This window comes from Streptomyces sp. NPDC048295 (assembly GCF_040652135.1).
GTDB lineage: Bacteria > Actinomycetota > Actinomycetes > Streptomycetales > Streptomycetaceae > Streptomyces.
In genome coordinates this window covers 89346-107343 of record NZ_JBEZLL010000009.1, presented here as the reverse complement: position 1 = coordinate 107343, position 17998 = coordinate 89346, and the positions used below count along the sequence as shown (strand labels likewise).

The following is a 17998-nucleotide window of genomic DNA, read 5'->3' as shown; positions in this document are numbered from 1 at the left end:
CTGTCTTCACTGGTACACACAGCATGGTGCGTTTTCACACTATCGTCAAACGTTGAACAGTGTGACATGGGTCCGGCCCGGCCGGCGCGTCACGCCGCCTGCTCGACGGGCCGGGAGGCGGGTCCGGACGCCGATGGCAGGCAGCGCACCTGCCCCTGGGTGGTGAGCAGCTCCAGCAGGGCGTCCAGGTTGCCGGTGTGGGCGGCCGTGCGGAACGCGGCGGCAAGACGCCTGTGCGACTCGACTGGGACCGGGTGCTCCTTGCCGGACTCCAGGCGGGCCTGCGCCCGGTGGACCACCACCCGCGCGTTCGGGGCGCTGATGCGCAGCAGCGCTGCCAGCTCCGCGTAGGCGTAGCCGAAGCCCTTGCGCAGGACGTAGGCCGCCAGGCGGTCGGGGGTCAGGCGCGCCATGAGCAGGGCCAGGGCCCCCTCGACCGCCACGCTCTGCTCCACGCTGTGCTCGACGCTCGGCGCGGGGTCCGAGGCGACCCGGTCACCAAGGCTGGCCAGCTGGGGCTCGACCGAGACCTCACGGCTGTGGCGTGCGGAGCGGACCACGTTGATGGCCAGCCGGGTCGTGACGGTCACCAGGAACGCGGCCGGATTGTCGACGGCCACGCGCTCGGTGAGCTGCCAGCGCAGCCACACCTCCTGGACCACGTCCTCGGCCCCCGTGACGTCGCCGAGAATGCGGTAGGCGATGCGGAAAAGCCGTGTCCGCTCGGCCAGGAAGGTGCCGAGGGCGGTGTCCATGTCGTCGTGGCCTGCGGGCCGGGCGGGCGCGGGTTCGGTCGTCGTCTGCGGGCTGGTCGCGGGCATGGGGAACTCCTCGTGGTGGAAGGGGACGCCCGTCCAGGGCGTGTTTCCACCCTCGCCCCGGGACACCACCCCCCGCGCCCCTGCTTCCCCGTGGTGGAGTCCGTGGGACCCCGTGGTGGAGTCCGTGGACCCCCGGGGGTTGGGGGCCCATGGACCCCGGTGGGACTCCCCCGCAGGCCCCGCGACCCACCCATGGCCGAGCCCGTGGGGGCCCGTGCCGGGCGTCAGGCGCTGCGCGCCGTGTCCTGGTCGTGGAGGTTGTCGGCCGGGGCGTCGCCCAGGGCACCGGGCAGCGCGCGGCGTGAGTTGATGCCGAGCTTCATGTACACCTTGCGCAGGTGCCACTCCACGGTGTGCGGGCTGATGAACAGCTCCGCGCCGATCTTCGCGTTCGTCATGCCGTCGGCGGCGAGCGCGGCGACCTGGGACTCCTGCGGCGTCAGGGAGCTGGCCGGACGGTCCTCCCGCACGCTGACGTGCTCACCGGTGGCGAGCAGCTCGCGGCGGGCCCGCTCGGCGAAGGCGTGCGCGCGCATGCCGTCGAACATCTCGTGCGCCGTGCGCAGTTGCTCCCGGGACGAGGAGCGGCGCTGGGCGCGGCGCAACCATTCGCCGTACAGCAGATGGGTGCGCGCCACCTCGACGGCCACACCGCCGCGCCCGAACTCCTCGATCGCGGTCCGGTACAGCCCGTCGGCCTCCTCGCCGTCGGCCAGCAGCGCCCGGCAGCGGGCGGCGGCGCCGTGCGCCCATCCGGACTCGGCGGCCCCGGTGAGCTGGATGAGCCGGCCCAGTGAGGCGCGGGCCTGGTCGAGTTCACCGCACCGCGTGGCGGCCTCGACGTGTTCCACCAGCGACAGGCCGGTGAAGTTGAATCCGTCGTGCTCGATGCCCTCGCGTGCGGCCTCCAGCGCCTCCTCGTAGCGGCCCAGTCCGTTGAAGAGCACCCCCTGGATGTAGCCGGTGGCGCCCAGCAGGGAGACCTCCCCGCTCTGTTCGGCCTGCTGCCGGGCCTCGTCGATGATGCCGGTGGCGACGTCCGCCTCGCCGCGCCATGCGGCCAGGACCAGGGTCGCGTACTTGTGCGGGGCATGGCCCGTGGCGGCGGTGAGCGCGTCGGCCTCGTCGATCATCCGGTCGGCCTCGGGGAAGTCGCCGTAGTGGATGTGCACGCCGCCGGCGTAGATGAGCGCCGGGGGCAGCGCGCCGAGCGCTCCGACGTCGCGGGCCAGCCGCACGGCCCGGCTGGACAGGGCGTCCCAGGCGTGCAGGTCCCAGGCGTAGTGGATGAACGCCTCCAGGGCGACCGGGAGCAGCAGCAGCCAGCGCATGACCGCCTCCCGGGTGTCGAGCTCCTCGTGCACCAGCAGGTCAAGGGCGCCGCGCAGCGCCGGGACCCCGGTGTCGGGGTCGTCCGCGAGCAGTGCGGCGACCCCGTCCAGAAGGCGGTCGGCGGCCTCCGAACCGGAAGGGGGAGCCCCCGAGTCGCGGGCGGCGATCGCCGCCGCGCGGGCACCGGTCGGGCCGTGGACCCGGCCCGCGAAGATGGTCGCGCTGATCGCTTCCACGTACGTCTCGCGCGCCAGCGGCGACGCGGCGGCGGTGAACTGCGCGGCGGCCTCGAGCAGCAGCGGTGCCGCCTCGTCGCTGCGGCTGCGCGCGAACAGGATCCGGGCCCGCAGCCGCGCGAGGCGGGCCCGGTCCAGGGTGCTCAGGGGACACAGTTCGGCCACCGTCGCCAGTTCGGTGGCGCGGTCGGGCGCCGCAGCGGAGAAGTGCGCCTCGGCGGCCGCGAGGGCCCGTCGGCCGCGCGCCCACGCGTCAGGTGTCGCCTCGGCCGCACGCTCCAGCAGCACCGCCTCGGCGGCAATGCCGCCGCGCTGACGCGCGCGGTCGGCGGCCTGTTCGAGCCCGGCGGCGACGTCCTCGTCCGGCCCGTCGGTGGCCTGGGCGGCGTGCCAGGCGCGCCGGTCGGGGTCGAGGACCGGGTCCGTGACGTCGGCCAGCGCCCGGTGCACCGTCCGGCGTTCCTCTGGAGTGGCTCCCTGGTAGACGGCGGAACGGACCAGCGGGTGCCGGAACCTGACGGACTCGCCGAACTCGATCAGTCCGGCCGCCTTGGCGGGTGCCGCGTAGGGCACGATCTCGAGTCGGGCGGCCGCGCGCACCAGCAGGCGCGCGTCGCCGACCGGTTCGGCAGCGGCGATCAGCAGCAGGGTGCGGGTCGCCTCGGGCAGGGAGGCTATGCGGCCCGCGAAGTCGCGTTCGACGCGTCCGGCGACCGGCCCGTAGGCGCCCGGCCGGATGGACGAGTCGAGACCGTAGGCCAGCTCGGCGGCGCTGCGGCCGCGGGAGAACTCCAGTAGCGCCAGCGGGTTTCCGTCCATCTCCGCCACGAACCGGTCCCGGACCCGCTTCTCCAGCCGGCCGCCGACGACGGATTCCAGGAGTCGGCCGGCCGCGGCGGTGTCCAGGCCCTCGATGCGCAGGGTCGGCAGTCCGTTGAGGGCGGCCCCGCCCTCGGGATCCCGTACCGCGAAGGCCATGGCGACAGGCTCGGCAAGCAGGCGGCGCGCGACGAACTCCAGCGTCTGCAGGGACACTTGGTCCAGCCACTGGGCGTCGTCGACCAGGACGAGCACCGGCCGGGTCTCGGAGGCCCGGGTGAGCAGGGTCAGCACGGCCAGGCCGACCAAGAAGCGGTCGGGGGGATCTCCGGCTGCCATGCCGAACGCCACCTGGAGAGCGTCGCGTTGCGGTTCGGGCAGTTCGTCGAGTTCGCCGAGGAAGGGGGTGCACACCTGGTGCAGGCTGGCGTAGGGCAGTTCCATGTCCGCCTCGATGCCGTGCGCCCAGGTCACCTTAACCCGCGACGCCTGCGCGGCCGCGTACTCCAGGAGCACCGACTTGCCCATGCCGGCCTCGCCTCGGACTACCAGGATGCCCGACCCGCCGTCACTCAGTCCGGACAGCAGGTCGTCGAGTGCCGCGCACTCGCGTTGCCGGCCGACCAGGTCGGGAAGCGGACTGGCAATCATGCGACGCAGCTCCTCGGGACATCTAGGGGCAAAACGGGTCCCACATCGTGGTCGGAACAAGTCTTGAAACGATACCTGGAACGGCGTATCCCTCGCGGGCCCGTCGCCTGTGACGGTCTCCACCTCGAAAAGTCCCCGGCGGTTGTCACAAACGAGCCCGCTGTCCGGTCGACCAGTGCCGATGTTTATACCCGTTGCAGGAGGTCCCCCCATGTCGTCGCTCGGACACCAGCTCGCCGCATCCGTTCTCGTGGTGGGGGCCGGTGGGTCAGGCCTCCGCGCGGCCATCGAGGTCGCGGAGGCCGGAGTCTCGGTCATCGCCGTGGCCAAGAGCACGGTCGAGAACGCGCCCGCGGCCCTCGGGCCCGCGGGCCCCATGTGGCCCGCGGCCGGCTCCGGGCCCGACGACGTGTGGCAGCGGCACGCGGCCGAAACGTTGCGCGAGGGGCGTCTTCTGGCCGATCCCCGCACCGCCCGAGCCGTCGCCCGCTATGCGGAGCAGGGCAGCCAGGACATGGGACGCCACGGCCCGCACCCCGAGCGCCGCGGACAGGTCCCCCGCCGGTCCGGCCACGCGCACGACAGCACGACATGCGCCGGCCAGCAGGCCGGGCCGGGGGTGCACCGGGCGCTGACGATCCGCGCGGCCGAGCTCGGCATCCCCGTCGTCACCGGCGTGTACGTCACCCGGCTGCTGGTCGACGACGGAACGGTCTTCGGCGCCTACGGATTCGACCTCGTCGACGGTTCGCGCTACCTGATGCACGCCGACGCCGTGATCCTCGCGACCGGAGGGCACACCCGCATCTGGCGGCGCACGTCGTCGCGCCGCGACGAGAGCGGCGGCGACGCCTTCCGCCTCGCCACCGAGGCCGGCGCCCGGCTGCGCGACCCCGAGCTGGTGCAGTTCCATCCCCTCGGACTGGTCGGACCGGAGCACGCGGCCGGCCTGCTCCTCGACGAGGCGGCCCGCGGTGAGGGCGGCGTACTGCTCAACAACCTCGGCGAACGGTTCATGACGCGCTACGAACCCGAGCACCTGGAGCGCTCCAGTCAGGACCGGGTCGCGGCGGCCGCCTGCACCGAGATCAGGGCGGGGCGTGGCACCCAGTCCGGCGGGGTATGGCTAGATTTGTCCCACCTCCCACGCGAGACCGTTCTGACGCGGCTGCCCCAGGTGCACCAGACCCTGCTGGACGTGCAGACGCTCGACATCACCCGTGACCCGGTCGAGGTCACACCGACGGCCGAGTACTCCCTGGGCGGTGTCCGGGTGCGGCCCGAGGACCACAGCACCGAGGTCACCGGGCTGTACGTGATCGGGGAGGCGGCCGGCGCACCGCACGACGCGAGGCGGCAGCAGGAGAACGCGCTGCTCGAATTCCTCGTCCACGGCCGAATCGCGGGCCGGGCCGCGGCGGAGTACTCGGCCCGGCTCACCGTGCAGCAGCGCTCCCCCTCGGCGGTGCGCGCCGCGGAGACGGACATGACCCGCCTGCTGGCGGCCGACGGTGACCAGAACGTCCGCGCCCTGCTGCGCTCGGTGCGTCATCTGATGACCGAGCACGCGGGCGTCGTACGCGACGAAGCCGGGCTCGCCGCCGGGCTCGACGAACTCGACGGGATCGAGGCCCGCACGGCGCACGCCGGGATCCACATCGACATCGGTGGCCTCCAGGACCTCGCGTACGCCTACGACCTCCGGTCGGCCCTGCTCGCCGCGCGTGCGACGCTGGAGTGCGCGCGGGAACGCCTGGCGGCCCGGAGCGGTCATCACCGGTCCGGCCACTCCGGTGCCGGCCCCGAGCTGACGGTCGCTCTGGTGTGGTCCCCGGCCACCGGGGTGCGGCGCGAGCCCGGGGCAGATGCCGGGTCACCGCGGCAGCCCCGGTGACCCGGGGCCGGCCCGGCCGGCTCAGCTCTTGCCGCGCCGCAGCGTGGCCGGCGTCTCCGGCAGGCGGTGGGAGGCCCGTCCGGCCAGCTCGCCAAGGATGGGCATCGGGGCCGTCCCGTCGGGAGTGAGGCGGTGGCGGACCATGACCGGCGGCCCGGACTCCACCTCACGCACGGTGAGGCCCGCACTCGACAGTTCGGACAGGCGCTGCGGGAGGACCGAGTCGCTGATGCCGTCCACCGCACGCCGCGACTTGGCGTAACCCTGGGGTCCGTGCCGCAGCCTGGCCAGGGTGTCGCCGTTCGGACATCGGCCCAGGAATCTGATAAATGAGTGCGGGTGAAGAAGCGGGCCCGGTGCGTGCGCTCGCAAGGCGCCGGGGCGTCCGCGGATGGGGTCTCCCCTGCTCGAACGAAGCCGAGAGCTCGGGGATGTGCCGGACCCCGCGACACCGCAGGCACGTGTCAGACACCCCCTAGCGACCGTGTACGGCCCCGCCCTGTGACAGGCGGTCCGGCAGCAGGGACAACAGGCGCACCTCGGTGTCGCTCGCGGTTCCCGGGGTGGTGGTGTAGACGACGAGACGTTGGGCCTGGACAGGGTCGACCAGTGTCTGACAGTGCAACTCCAGCATGCCGAGCTGAGGGTGGAGAAAACGCTGGGAAGCGCAGGAAGGCCCGAGGACGGGCCTCTGCTGCCAGATACCGGCGAACTCGGGACTCTCCTCGATGAGCGCGTCCACGAGCTCGGCAACCCGCGAGTCGCGGCCCTCGCGGGTGTACGCGTTATGGAGATCGGCCACCATCAGACGGCTCTGCTCCGCGTGCTCGCTCTCCGGACGGATCAACCGGGAAGCGGGATCGGTGAACCAGCGGTAGTGGGCGCTGCGGGTCTGCCCGGTGTAAACCGTCGCGTCGCCCAGCAGCGCCACGGCCGGACGCGTCTGCCGCAGCGTCCGGCCGAGATGGTCCATCACCAGCGCGGGGGTGTCCTCCAGCCGGTCCAGGATGCGCATCATCCCCGGATCGACGTGGTCCTCCCCGCGCACCCGGCGCGGCACCGCGTGGCCGCCGAGCCGGTAGAGGTGATCCCGCTCCTCGAGGGACAGACCCAGACCACGGGCGAGCGCGGCGAGCATCTGCTCGGAGGGGCGGGGGCCCCTCGGCTGTTCAAGGCGGCCGTAGTAGTCCACCGACATGTCGCACAGTGCCGCGACCTCCTCGCGGCGCAGCCCTGCCGTTCGCCTGCGGCGTCCGCGGGGAAGGCCGACGTCCTCCGGCTGGAGCACCTCGCGCCGGGTCCGGAGAAAAGCCGCCAGAGCTGCTCGGTCCGTCATCGCTGTCCTCTCGTGCTCCCACCCTCCTTCACGGTCAACGATGCGGCCCGAACAGTGCATTCCCGAAACACAGTGTGTCCCACCGTAGCGCACTACCGGGTGATCACCTTGGTCTCCAGGAACTCCTCAAGGCCGGCACGGCCCATCTCACGGCCGTTGCCGGACTGCTTGTACCCGCCGAAGGGGGCCTGGAAGTTGTGCGGGCCGCCGTTGACATCGACCTGGCCGACGCGCAGGCGCCGGGCGATCGCCAGGGCGTGCTCCTGATCGCCCGACACCGCGCCGTTGAGCCCGTAGATGGTGCCGTTGGCCAGCTCGACGGCGTGGTCGTCATCGACGTACGGGATGACGACGAGCACAGGGCCGAAGATCTCCTCCTGGGCGATGACCGACTCGGGGTCGACGTCGGAGAAGATGGTCGGCCGGACGTAGGCACCGGTCTCCAGGCCCTCCGGCCGGCCGGGGCCGCCGACCACGAGCGTGGCGCCGTCGGAGACACCGCGGCGGATATAGCCGTCGACGCGTCGGCGCTGGGTCTCCGAGGCGAGCGGGCCGATGCGCGTGGCCTCGTCGGCCGGGTCGCCGACGGTGTACTCCTCGGCCGCCGCCCGCAGCTTCTCGACCACCGTCTCCTGGAGTGCTTCGGGGACGAGCATGCGCACGTAGGCGCCGCATGCCTGGCCGGCATTGGCCCAGGCGAAGGCCAGACCCCGGGGGACGGCGGCGTCCAGGTCGGCCTCGGGAAGGATGACGTGGGCCGCCTTGCCGCCCAGTTCGAGTGCGACCCGCTTGACGGTGCCGGAAGCGGCGACGGACACGGCCCGGCCGGCCCGGGTGGAGCCGGTGAAGGAGATCATGTCGATTCTCGGGTGCCGTGCGAGTGCCTCGCCGACGACGGATCCGGTGCCCTGCACCACGTTGAACACACCGTCGGGCAAGCCGGCCTCGGTGGCCGCCTCGGCGAACATCCGCGCGCTGAGCGGAGAGAGCTCCGACGGCTTGAGCACGACGGTGTTGCCCGCGAGCATCGCGGGGACGACCTTGGTCACGAGCTGCTGGAGCGGGAAGTTCCATGGAGTGATCGCCCCTACGACGCCGATGGGCTCGCGGACGACGAGCGAGTTCTCCACCTCGGACGTCCACTCGAACCGCTCGGCCGCCGCGACCGCGGCCAGCACCGAGGCGACCGGGAAGCCCACCTGCGCCTGCCGGGAGAAGCTGATCGGCGCGCCCATCTCCAGGGTGATGACGGCTGCCAGCTCCTCACCGTGCTTCTCCAGGCCCTCGGCCAGGCGCCGCATGACGGCGGCCCGGTGCTCCACCGATGTCGCCGCCCACCCGTCGAACGCGGCGAGCGCGGCACTCACCGCCAGATCCAGCTCCGCGTCCGTACTCTCGTGCAGGGTGGCGACGACCGACGCGTCGGCGGGATTCACCACGTCGAGCATCGGCCCGGAGCCGCGGACGGCACGGCCGTCGATCCAGTGGGACGGCGCCGGAAAAGAAACCGTGTGTGTTGTGTTCATGTGCCCAGGAGACCTCGCCCGGCGCACGGCATCCATGCCCTCCCAGGCCCATGATCCACGTCACTGCCCCGGCGCGCGTCCGCCGCGCCCCGGCGACCTGGCGAACGGACTCTCGCCGGGGCGGCCCCCAGCGCTTCTCCTCAGCGGCCCCGGCCACTGGAGCGCTTGTTATGCTCCCCTTCGGGATGGGGGCAGGATGAGCGGCGACGAGGGTTCGAAGCAGTTGCGCGGCCGACGCCGTGAGCGGGAGGCGCTCGACGTCCTGGCCGCCGAGGTGGAAGCCGGACGCAGCGCTGCACTGGTCCTGCGGGGTGACGCCGGAATCGGCAAGTCCGCCCTGCTGCACCACCTGGAGGCCCGCGTCGCACGGCACCGCGTCGCCCGTGGGGCGGGTGTCGAGTCCGAGATGGAGCTGCCGTTCGCGGGACTGCACCAGCTGTGCGCCCCGTTCCTCGACCGCCTCGACCGCCTTCCCGCTCCGCAACGGGACGCCCTTGCCACCGCGTTCGGTCTGAGTGACGGCCCGCCGCCCGACCGGTTCCTCGTCGGCCTCGCCGTCCTCGGGCTGCTGACCGACGTCGCCTCGGAGCAGCCCCTGTTCTGCCTCGTGGACGACACGCAGTGGCTCGACCGGGTCTCCGCGCAGACCCTGGCGCTCGTGGCACGCCGGATGCTCGCCGAATCCATGGCGCTGGTGTTCGCCTCCCGGGAGAAGCGGGGGAACGACGAGCTGGCGGGTCTGCCCGAGCTGCTGGTCGACGGCCTCGACGACACGGACGCCCGAAATCTGCTGAACGCGTCCGCGGTGGGCCCCATGGACGCACCGATCCGCGATCGCATCCTCGCCGAAGCCTGCGGCAACCCGCTGGCCCTGCTGGAACTGCCGCACGACCGGCCCGACATGGGATCGGAGCACGCGCTCCACAGCCCCGGCCTGGGTTCGGTGTCGTGCCGCATCGAGCGCAGCTACGTCGCCCGGGTCCACACCCTTCCCCCCGCGACCCGGCGCCTGCTGCTCGTCGCCGCCGCCGAACCGGTCGGTGACGTCACCCTACTGAGGCGGGCCGCCGGGCAGCTGGACATCAGCCCGAGCGCGATCGACCCGGCGGTGACGGAAGGCCTGCTGGCCGTCGGCGCGCTCGTCCGCTTTCGGCACCCGCTGCTGCGCTCCGCCGTCCTGCGCGCGGCCGACCTCGCCGACCTCCGCGAGACCCACCGGGTGCTGGCGGAGGTGACCGACCCCGACCTCGACCCGGACCGCCGCGCCTGGCACCTGGCACGGGCGACAGTGCGGCCGGACGAGGCGATCGCCGCCGAACTGGAGGCATCGGCCGGAAGGGCGGCGGCGCGCGGCGCCACCCCGGCGGCGGCCGCCTTCCTGGCTCGGGCAGCCGCCCTGACATCCCACCCGCAACGCAAGGCGACCCGTGCCCTTGCCGCGGCCCAGGCTCAACTGCGCACCGGCGCGACCTCCGCGGCCCGCGAGCTCCTGGCGCTGGCCCGCGCCGAGGCCCTCGACGACCTGCAACGGGCCCGCGCGGAGCTGGTCCACGCCCAGATCACCTTCGCCTCGGGACGCCCGGGCGAGGCGATCCCGCTGCTGCTCGCCACTGCGCGCCGCCTGCTTCCGCTCGACACCGACCTGGCCCATGAGACGTTCCTGGACGCCCTGTCGGCCGCGCTGTTCGCCGGACGCCTCGCCACCGGCGCGGACGCACGCGAGGTGGCGGTGGCCGGGCTCGCCTCGCCGGCGCCCGCCGGGGGGCCGACACGGGCCGCCGATGCGCTCCTGGTCGCCCTGGCCACCGGATTCACCGACGCGTACGACGACGCGGTGCCGTCCGCACGCAGGGCACTGGACCTGTTCCGCCGGGAGACCGACCCCGACCAGATCCTGCGCTGGTCGTGGCTGGCCTCGACGCTGGCGGCCGAGGTGTGGGACGACGAGAGCTGGGCAATGCTGGCGGCACGCCACGTACGGACCGCCCGCGCGGTCGGCGCACTGGCGGAACTGCCTCTCGCCCTCAACTCCCGCGTGGTGGTGCACACCTGCGCCGGGGAACTGGACGAGGCGGCCCTGCTCATCGCGGAGATCACCCGTCTCCAGGAGGCGGTCGGCCACGGCTTCACCCCGTTCGGCGCCATGACGCTGGCCGCCTGGCAGGGCCGGGCGGACGAAGCGCTCCCGCTGATCAAGGAGGGCGTGGAGAACGCCGTACGGGGCGGTGAGGGCATCGGCGTGGCCATCGCACGGCGGGCCGAGGCCGTACTCCTCAACGGCCTCGGCCGGTTCGAGGAGGCGTTCGACGCGGCCCGTTCGGCGAGCACCCACCCGCATGACCTGGTCGCGGCCAACGCGGGACTGATCGAGCTGGTGGAGGCCGGCGCGCGCAGCGGCCGCACGGACGCGGCCCGTACCGCTCTGGAACGGCTCGTGCGGACCACCGGGGCCGCCGGTACGGACTGGGCGCTGGGCGTCCAGGCGCGCTCCCGGGCACTGCTCGGCCAGGGCGCCACGGCCGAGGAGGACTACCGCGAGGCGATCGAACGGCTCGGGCGCACCCGCGTCGCGACGGACCTGGCCCGCGCCCACCTGCTGTACGGGGAGTGGCTGCGGCGGGAGGGCCGCCGCAGCGATGCCCGGGAGCAACTGCACTCGGCGCACGCTCTGTTCACGCGGTTCGGCGCGCTGGCCTTCGCCGACCGCGCCATCCGTGAGCTGCGGGCCGCGGGTGAATCGGTGGCCCGGCGCGACGGCGGCGCCACGGCGACTCTCACCGCCCAGGAGGCGCAGATCGCGCGGCTGGCCCGGGACGGCCTGACCAACTCCGAGATCGGTGCCCAGCTGTTCCTGAGCCCGCACACGGTGGAGTGGCATCTGCGGAAGGTGTACGCCAAGCTCGGCATCACCTCCCGGCGTTCCCTGCGCACGGAGCTGTGACAGGCAGCTGTCACAGCTGCGTCGCAGGTTCGGTCTGTAGGGCGGGGCCGCGTTTCGCCACGGCCCCGGATCCCTGCCGAGAGGAATACCCATGATCACGCGCCTCGTCTCCGTCGCCGAGGGCGAGCGGCTCACACGCTCCGTGGCGATCGGCACCCACACGCTGACCGCCGACGAACCCGAGCCCGCCGGCGCCGATGCCGGGCCTACCCCGGGAGAGCTGGTGCTGGCCGCGCTGGGCTCGTGCACCTCCATGGCCGTGCGAGCCCTGGCGGACCGGCACGGCTGGCCACTCGACCGGGTGGACGTGGCTGTCCGGTTCGGCGGTCAGGGGCGCATCGTCAAGAACCTGGGGCTGACCGGCGATCTGGAGCCGGCCCAGCGGGAGCAGTTGCTGGCGGCGGCCGGGCGTTGTCCCGTGCACCGTCTGCTGACGCGCGAGATGGAGATCGTCACCGTGCCCGCGTTGCTGGCGGAGCCCGGGACGGTCTCCCCCGACGGGCCCCTGATGCCCTGAGTGCGGGTCCGCCGGGTCAGGACGCGGTCGCCACGGCGTCCAGCTCCACCGAGGCGATCTCCTTGCGGGAGGAGATCCCCAGCTTCGCGAACACCTTGCGCAGATGCCACTCCACCGTGTGCGGGCTCAGCAGCAGCCGGGCGGCGATCTCAGGATTCGTGAACCCGTCCCGGGCCAGCCGCGCGATCTCGGCCTCCTTCACCGTGAAAGTGACCGACGTCGCAGCGGCCCGTCGGCGCGTCTTCACCCCGGCGGCTTGCAGTTCCCGCCGCGCACGCTCCGCGAACGCTTCGGCGCCCGCTTCGCCGAGCATCTCGTACGCCTCGCCCAGCCGGGCCCGCGCCTGCGCCTCCCGCCCTTCACGGCGCAGCCACTCGCCGTGGCGGAGCCGCGCCCTGGCACTGTCCATGCGGGTCTGGGCCAGGTCCAGTTGTTCGACGGCCTCGTGGTGCAGGGACTCGGCGTCCGCTCCCTGCGCCACGAGGGCGCGGACGGCGGCCGATGTGCCGAGCGCCCAGGGCGTCGCACTGACCCGGGCCATCTCCTCGATCGCGCGCACCGACTCGGCCGCGCGCTCGGGTCGGCCCAGCCCGGCGGCCGCCTCCACGAGTTCGCCCCTGGACTGGAGGGACAGGCCGAGTTCCTGCGGGTTCGCGCAGCCGAGCTCGGCTGCGGCGCATGCCTCCTCGTAACGGCCGAGGCCGTTGTACAGGACCGCCTCGGCCCACTGGGTGGCGGTGACGACCTTGCCCTCGTTCTGTAGCAACCGGTCCTGCGCGACGGCTGCGATCGCCTGCCTGGTGGGGGCTTCCCGGCCCTTGAAGGGCTCCACGACGAGGGCTCCGTAGTGGGCGAAGAAGGTGCTGCCCGTGGCCTCGCCGATCGCGTCGGCCTCCGCCCTGAGGGAGTCGGCGGCCCGTAGATCGCCCGCGAAGACTCGGTTCGACAAGCGCAGCAGGAGGCCGGAGGGCAGCACGGCGAGCGCACCGTTCTCCCGGGCGAACTCGACCAGGCGGGCGGAGAGTTCGGACCAGGCGGCGAAGTCCCACACACTGTGCGCCATGCGGCACACGAGCGGGAGCCAGCCCAGTGCGTCCTGCGGTGTGCCGCGCTGTGTCCGGAAGGCGTGCACGGCGTCGAGGACGAGGGAGGCACCCGTGGAGTACCCCTCGGTGACCATCCGTGAGATGCCGGTCAGCAGGAGGTCCTCGCGTTCGGCGGGGCGGCCGGGGTCCGGCAGGCTCAGCACGGCCTCGGCGACGTCGCGGACCCCGCCCGTGGTGAGCCGGCCCGCGGTGAGCGCCGCGTGGATGGCGTCCCGGTAGGTCTGGCGAACCAGTTCGAGGTCGTACGGTTGCAGTTGCCGGGCAGCTTCGAGCAGCAGGGGAAGTCCGGCACTGGCGCTCTGGGCCGCCGAGGTGATCTGTCCCCGCAGCAGGCCGGCCCGGCCGGCCCCCACGTCGCCGAGCACGTCCGGATCCGCGACGTCGACCAGTTCCCGCGCGGTGTCGTAGGCGCCCGCCTGAAACTTGGCCTGCGCGGCGGCCAGGGTCCTGGCCGCGCGCCGTTCGGGGTCGGGCGTCAGCTCGCCGGCCCGGTGCAGGAAGGCGGCCGCGGCCGCGAGTCCGCCGCGGCGGTGGGCGTGGTCGGCGGACCTTTCGAGTTCGGCGGCCACGGCCTCGTCGGGCTCGGTGGCCGCGCTGGCCAGATGCCACACCCGGCGTTCCGGGTCGAGGCTCACGTCGATCGAGTCGGCCAGCACGCGGTGCACGCGGCGCCGTTCCTCGGCGTCGGCGGCGCGGTGTGCCGCCGAGCGGACCAGGGGGTGGCGGAAGCGGACCCAGGTACGGAGCGTCAGCAGGCCCGATGCCTCGACCTGGGTGACGGCGGTGTCCACCGGGACGTCCAGGCGTTCGGCGGCCCGCCGCAGCAGGGAGACGTCGCCGACCGGTTCGAGGGCGGCGACGAGCAGCAGGCGCTGCGCCCCGGCGGGGAGGGCACGGATACGGCGGAGATAGTCCGCCTCGATCTGGCCGGTCACGGGCCGGGCCGCGGAACCCTCGAAGCCGCCGGCCATCTCCACGGCGGTCAGGCTGCGCGGCAGTTCGAGCAGGGCGAGCGGGTTCCCCCGGGTCTCGGCGACGATCCGGTCCCGTACCTGCGGGTCGAGGGGGCCTGTGATCACCGAGTCGAGAAGGTGGTGCGCGTCCTGTTCCTTCAGCCCGTGCAGTTCGAGGTCGGGCAGGTCCGGGAGGACATAGCGGGGGCCGGACTCGCGGACGGCCAGGACGAGCAGCACCGATTCGGCGAGCAGTCGGCGCACGACGAACTCGAGCGTCTGGGACGACACCTGGTCCAGCCACTGTGCGTCGTCGACCAGGCACAGCAACGGCTGGTCGGTGCCCGCCCCGGCCAGCAGGCCCAAGGTGGCCAGCCCAACCAGGAACCGGTCGGGCGTGGGCCCCGCCTGCATGCCGAACGCCGTGCGCAGGGCGGTGCGCTGCGGCCCGGGGAGCTGATCGAGCTGGGACAGCAGCGGGGCACAGAGCTGGTGCAGTGCGGCGTAGGACAGTTCCATCTCGGACTGCACGCCGGCCGCGCGCACGACGCGGAATCCGTCGGCCCGGTCGATCAGGTGGTGGAGCAGTGCGCTCTTCCCGATCCCGGCCTCGCCGCGGACCAGGATGACACCGCTGCGGCCGCCTCTGGCCCGCGCGAGCAGGTCGTCGAGGATCCGGCACTCGTCCTGTCGGCCGATGAGTCCGGCCCGTGCCCCGCCCCTCACCATGGAAGCCTCCCGCAGCCACGATACCTCCGGTGATCACCGTGTCCGCGGCCGGCGGCAGCGCTGTCCGCGGTCTCCTCACGCGAGCAGGCACACCAGGAGTACCGTGCCGGCGAAGGTCAGCAGGGTCAGGACGGCCACAGCGGTCAGCAGCCGGTGCAGCCTGCGCAGGAAGCGCCGGTGGTGGTCCGAGTCGGCCTCGGCGATGCTGTCGGCGATGTGCTGCGTCACCATCCCCGCGACGTACTTCTGCTCGTCGAGGTACCACTCCTCGATGTCTCTCTTCTGCCGGTGGGTCAGCCCCGCCGACTGCGCGATGAAGGCGGCCACGCGCAGCCGGGCGGCGCTGAGGTGAGCCTCCCGGTACAGGTATGCCTCTATGTCGACCAGGCCGCGGGCGGCCTGCTCCTCCGTGCTCATGAATGTGCTCCAGACGTCGGCGGCCCGGCGTCCGGAGCGGAGCCGGGCCACGAGGACGGCGCGGTGCATCAGACACCGCGCCCCGATACCGGTGCGGCTCAAACGGCGGCCCGCACCGCCTCGTCGATCAGGCGGGCGACGTCACCGGGCCGGGAGACGGCGACCGCGTGGGAGGCGTCGACGGTCACGACTGTGGCCTTCGCGCGCTCGGCCATGAAGATCTGCGCCCGGGCCGGAATGTTGCGGTCCTCGGTCGCGACGAGGACCCAGGACGGGATGTCCCGCCAGGCCGGGGCCGAAGCTCTCTCGGCGAGCGCGGCGTCGGCGACGGGCCGCTGGGTGGCCGCCATGACCGCCGTCGTCTTCTCGGGGACGTCGGCGGCGAACTGCTGGTGGAACGCGCTCCTGTCGATGTAGAGATCCGCCGCCCGGCTGCCGTCGGGGAGGGTGACCGGCACGGGGCGGAGCGTCTCGCCCAGGGTGCTGCCCGGGAACTTCTCGGACAGGGTGACCGCGCTCTCGCCCTCCTCGGGCAGGAACGCCGCGACGAAGACGAGCGCCTTGACGTGGTCGAGCCCGCGTGCGGCATTGCTGATCACGGAGCCGCCGTAGGAGTGCCCGACGAGGACCACGGGGCCCGCTATGGACTCGACGAGTTGTCGGACGTAGTCGCTGTCCTTGCTCAGCCCGCGCAGCGGGTTGCTCGCGGACACCACGGAATGACCGTGGGACTGGAGCTTTTCGACGACGCCGTTCCAGCTGGAGGAATCCGCGAACGCTCCGTGGACGAGGACGACGGTGGGGTTCTGTTCACTCATGGGAGGGGCCTTTCACTGATGTGCGCGGTGCGGGATCAAAGGGTGCCGAGGGCCTTGCGCAGTACGTGGACGGCCTGCTCGATCGCCGCGGTGGAGGCCTGGGTTCCGCGGACCGGGTTCAGCATCATGAAGTCGTGCAGCGTGGCGTTGTAGCGGACGCTCGTGGTGGGCACACCGGCCTGGGTCAGCTTGCGCGCGTAGGCTTCGCCCTCGTCGCGCAGTACGTCGTTCTCGTCGACGACGACGAACGCCGGCGGCAGGCCCCGGAGCTCCTCCAGGGTCGCGCGCAGCGGGGACGCGGTGACCTGGTTCCGCTCGGCGGGGTCGGTGGTGTAGGCGTCCCAGAACCACTCCATGGCCTTGGCGGTCAGGTGCGGCCCGTGGGCGAAGGTGCGGTAGCTCTCGGTGTCCTGGCCCGCGTCGGTGACGGGGTAGTACAGCGACTGGTGCCGGAAGGTCACGTCCCCCCGCTGCTTGGCCAGGTGGGTGAGGGCGGCGCTCATGTTGCCGCCGACGGAGTCCCCGGCGACGACCATGCGGGAGCCGTCCAGCCCTTCGTCACCGCCCTTGGTGGTGATCCAGCGGGCGGTGGCGTAGGCCTGCTCGATGGCGACCGGGTACTTCGCCTCCGGGGAACGGTCGTACTCGACGAAGGCCAGGGCGGCCCGCGCGCCCACGGCGAGTTCGCGCACCAGGCGGTCGTGGGTGCCGGCGTTGCCGAGGATCCAGCCGCCGCCGTGCACGTACAGGATCACGGGCAGGACACCCGTGCTGCCGACCGGCCTGATGATGCGTACCCGCACCTCGCCGACCTCCGCGGGAACGATGATCCACTTCTCGTCCACGTCGGACTTCTCGATCGGCCCTGCCTGGACGTCGTCGAGCAGTTCACGGGCGCCCTCGACACCCCGTTCGTAGAGCAGTGGCGGCTTGGCGGTGGCGTCGGCGAAGTCCTGCGCGGCGGGTTCGAGAACGATGTCATTCATGGCGCGGTCCTTTACGGGCAGTGGGCTCGGGAGGTCTTTCCCTCCTCTGAGACCGGGCCGGGAGCCATTGTGTGACGCGCAGGTCCGACAGTCGCCGAACGTTCCTGTCTAGTCGGCCGACGTCACGCCGGAGTCATCGGGCCTGGGCAGCGGGAAGCCGTCCACGTACAGGTCGACGTGCTCGTTGTAGAACGCGGTCAGCCCCGCGATGCGGTGCACGTGGGTGGTCGGGAAGTCGTAGGTCCAGGCGATGTCCTCGTGGGAGGCGGTGTCGCTGTCGAAGGACCAGTAGCTGCTCGTCGTCCCCTTGTACGGGCAGCGTGTGACGGTGTCCGAGTGACGCAGCCGGGTCCAGTCGATGGTCGCGGGGTCGAGGTAGTAGCGGGTCGGCAGGCCGGTCTCGAAGAGCTTGACGCAGTTGCCGGCCTCCGCGAGCACGACGCCGTCCCGCTCGACCCGGACCCGACTGTTCGAGCGCAGGGCGTCGACCCGGGAGTAGGGGCTGCGGGGGTGCACGAAGACCGGCTCGTCCTCCTCCAGCCAGGAATCCAGCGCCTCCCACTCGAAACGCACGGTGTCACGCAGCGGGCCCGGCGCACCCTCTCCCCAGACCCACGCCGCGCCTTCACGGACCTCCGGACCGACCTGAAGAGTGTGACGGTGGGCCGGTCCGGCGCCGAGTTGCTCCATGTGCCCGTCGCCGCGCAGCACGCCGTCGGCCAAGTCCTCGACAGGAATGCTGAATTGGGGGTAGGCCTGCCATTCCCACACGTAGAGGGCCCTGCGGGTGTCGAAGACGACCCGGCCGGCGATCATTCCCCGGATGCGGCGCGGGACGGGCTCGACGTGCCCGACCGGAACGATGAGGCTCGGGTGGAGAACACTTTCGGTTGCCATGGTGATCACCTTGCAGTCG

Annotated in this window: 13 protein-coding genes; 3 read left to right on the top strand and 10 right to left on the bottom strand. The window is 72.7% G+C overall.

Annotated features, from left to right (window positions below):
- Positions 1-89: 89 nt before the first annotated feature.
- Positions 90-821, bottom strand: coding sequence for a sigma factor (locus tag AB0D53_RS15875; protein WP_362445925.1), 732 nt, complete (start codon positions 819-821; stop codon positions 90-92).
- Between the two features lie 224 nt (positions 822-1045).
- Positions 1046-3859, bottom strand: coding sequence for an AAA family ATPase (locus tag AB0D53_RS15870; protein ID WP_362445922.1), 2814 nt, complete (start codon positions 3857-3859; stop codon positions 1046-1048).
- Positions 3860-4070: 211 nt separating this feature from the next.
- Here AB0D53_RS15870 and AB0D53_RS15865 point away from each other — a divergent pair, with 211 nt between their 5' ends.
- A complete protein-coding gene (locus AB0D53_RS15865) occupies positions 4071-5753 on the top strand; it encodes an FAD-binding protein (protein ID WP_362445919.1) in 1683 nt (560 codons plus the stop codon).
- Positions 5754-5774: 21 nt separating this feature from the next.
- Here AB0D53_RS15865 and AB0D53_RS15860 read toward each other — a convergent pair whose 3' ends face one another.
- The 3 genes from AB0D53_RS15860 to AB0D53_RS15850 all read right to left on the bottom strand — a co-directional run bounded on the left by AB0D53_RS15860 (position 5775) and on the right by AB0D53_RS15850 (position 8615).
- Complete coding sequence (locus tag AB0D53_RS15860) at positions 5775-6125, bottom strand: winged helix-turn-helix transcriptional regulator (RefSeq protein ID WP_362445916.1); 351 nt, start codon at positions 6123-6125, stop codon at positions 5775-5777.
- Positions 6126-6228: 103 nt separating this feature from the next.
- Positions 6229-7089 carry a helix-turn-helix transcriptional regulator gene (locus tag AB0D53_RS15855; protein ID WP_362445913.1) on the bottom strand — a complete coding sequence of 287 codons (861 nt, stop codon included), beginning with the start codon at positions 7087-7089 and terminating at the stop codon, positions 6229-6231.
- Between the two features lie 92 nt (positions 7090-7181).
- The gene (locus tag AB0D53_RS15850) at positions 7182-8615 is read right to left on the bottom strand and encodes an aldehyde dehydrogenase family protein (RefSeq protein WP_362445909.1); all 1434 of its coding nucleotides are present in this window, start codon (positions 8613-8615) and stop codon (positions 7182-7184) included.
- Between the two features lie 196 nt (positions 8616-8811).
- Between AB0D53_RS15850 and AB0D53_RS15845 the strand changes: the two genes are divergently transcribed.
- Together AB0D53_RS15845 and AB0D53_RS15840 are read left to right on the top strand one after the other, a co-directional pair.
- Entirely contained in the window at positions 8812-11556 is a 2745-nt protein-coding gene (locus tag AB0D53_RS15845) for an AAA family ATPase (protein WP_362445906.1), read from the top strand.
- A 91-nt stretch (positions 11557-11647) separates the two neighbouring features.
- A complete protein-coding gene (locus AB0D53_RS15840; RefSeq protein ID WP_362445903.1) occupies positions 11648-12073 on the top strand; it encodes an OsmC family protein in 426 nt (141 codons plus the stop codon).
- Between the two features lie 16 nt (positions 12074-12089).
- Here the strand turns inward: AB0D53_RS15840 and AB0D53_RS15835 are convergent, their stop codons facing one another.
- The 5 genes from AB0D53_RS15835 to AB0D53_RS15815 form a co-directional block, all read right to left on the bottom strand.
- Positions 12090-14861 (bottom strand): AAA family ATPase, encoded by a 2772-nt coding sequence (locus AB0D53_RS15835; RefSeq protein WP_362445899.1) that lies wholly within the window; start codon positions 14859-14861, stop codon positions 12090-12092.
- Positions 14862-14936: 75 nt separating this feature from the next.
- Entirely contained in the window at positions 14937-15278 is a 342-nt protein-coding gene (locus tag AB0D53_RS15830) for a hypothetical protein (protein ID WP_362445896.1), read from the bottom strand.
- A 98-nt stretch (positions 15279-15376) separates the two neighbouring features.
- Entirely contained in the window at positions 15377-16096 is a 720-nt protein-coding gene (locus tag AB0D53_RS15825; RefSeq protein WP_362445893.1) for an alpha/beta hydrolase, read from the bottom strand.
- A gap of 35 nt (positions 16097-16131) precedes the next feature.
- Positions 16132-17082 (bottom strand): alpha/beta hydrolase, encoded by a 951-nt coding sequence (locus tag AB0D53_RS15820; RefSeq protein WP_362445890.1) that lies wholly within the window; start codon positions 17080-17082, stop codon positions 16132-16134.
- A 108-nt stretch (positions 17083-17190) separates the two neighbouring features.
- Entirely contained in the window at positions 17191-17979 is a 789-nt protein-coding gene (locus AB0D53_RS15815) for a DUF427 domain-containing protein (protein ID WP_362445887.1), read from the bottom strand.
- Positions 17980-17998: the final 19 nt, after the last annotated feature.

Excerpts from the sequence above, each read along its gene's own strand:
- AB0D53_RS15875 (WP_362445925.1), bottom strand. The coding sequence starts at position 821 with ATGCCCGCGACCAGCCCGCAGACGACGACCGAACCCGCGCCCGCCCGG.
- AB0D53_RS15870 (WP_362445922.1), bottom strand. The coding sequence starts at position 3,859 with ATGATTGCCAGTCCGCTTCCCGACCTGGTCGGCCGGCAACGCGAGTGC.
- AB0D53_RS15865 (WP_362445919.1), top strand. The coding sequence starts at position 4,071 with ATGTCGTCGCTCGGACACCAGCTCGCCGCATCCGTTCTCGTGGTGGGG.
- AB0D53_RS15855 (WP_362445913.1), bottom strand. The coding sequence starts at position 7,089 with ATGACGGACCGAGCAGCTCTGGCGGCTTTTCTCCGGACCCGGCGCGAG.
- AB0D53_RS15850 (WP_362445909.1), bottom strand. The coding sequence starts at position 8,615 with ATGAACACAACACACACGGTTTCTTTTCCGGCGCCGTCCCACTGGATC.
- AB0D53_RS15845 (WP_362445906.1), top strand. The coding sequence starts at position 8,812 with ATGAGCGGCGACGAGGGTTCGAAGCAGTTGCGCGGCCGACGCCGTGAG.
- AB0D53_RS15840 (WP_362445903.1), top strand. The coding sequence starts at position 11,648 with ATGATCACGCGCCTCGTCTCCGTCGCCGAGGGCGAGCGGCTCACACGC.
- AB0D53_RS15835 (WP_362445899.1), bottom strand. The coding sequence starts at position 14,861 with ATGGTGAGGGGCGGGGCACGGGCCGGACTCATCGGCCGACAGGACGAG.
- AB0D53_RS15830 (WP_362445896.1), bottom strand. The coding sequence starts at position 15,278 with ATGAGCACGGAGGAGCAGGCCGCCCGCGGCCTGGTCGACATAGAGGCA.
- AB0D53_RS15825 (WP_362445893.1), bottom strand. The coding sequence starts at position 16,096 with ATGAGTGAACAGAACCCCACCGTCGTCCTCGTCCACGGAGCGTTCGCG.
- AB0D53_RS15820 (WP_362445890.1), bottom strand. The coding sequence starts at position 17,082 with ATGAATGACATCGTTCTCGAACCCGCCGCGCAGGACTTCGCCGACGCC.
- AB0D53_RS15815 (WP_362445887.1), bottom strand. The coding sequence starts at position 17,979 with ATGGCAACCGAAAGTGTTCTCCACCCGAGCCTCATCGTTCCGGTCGGG.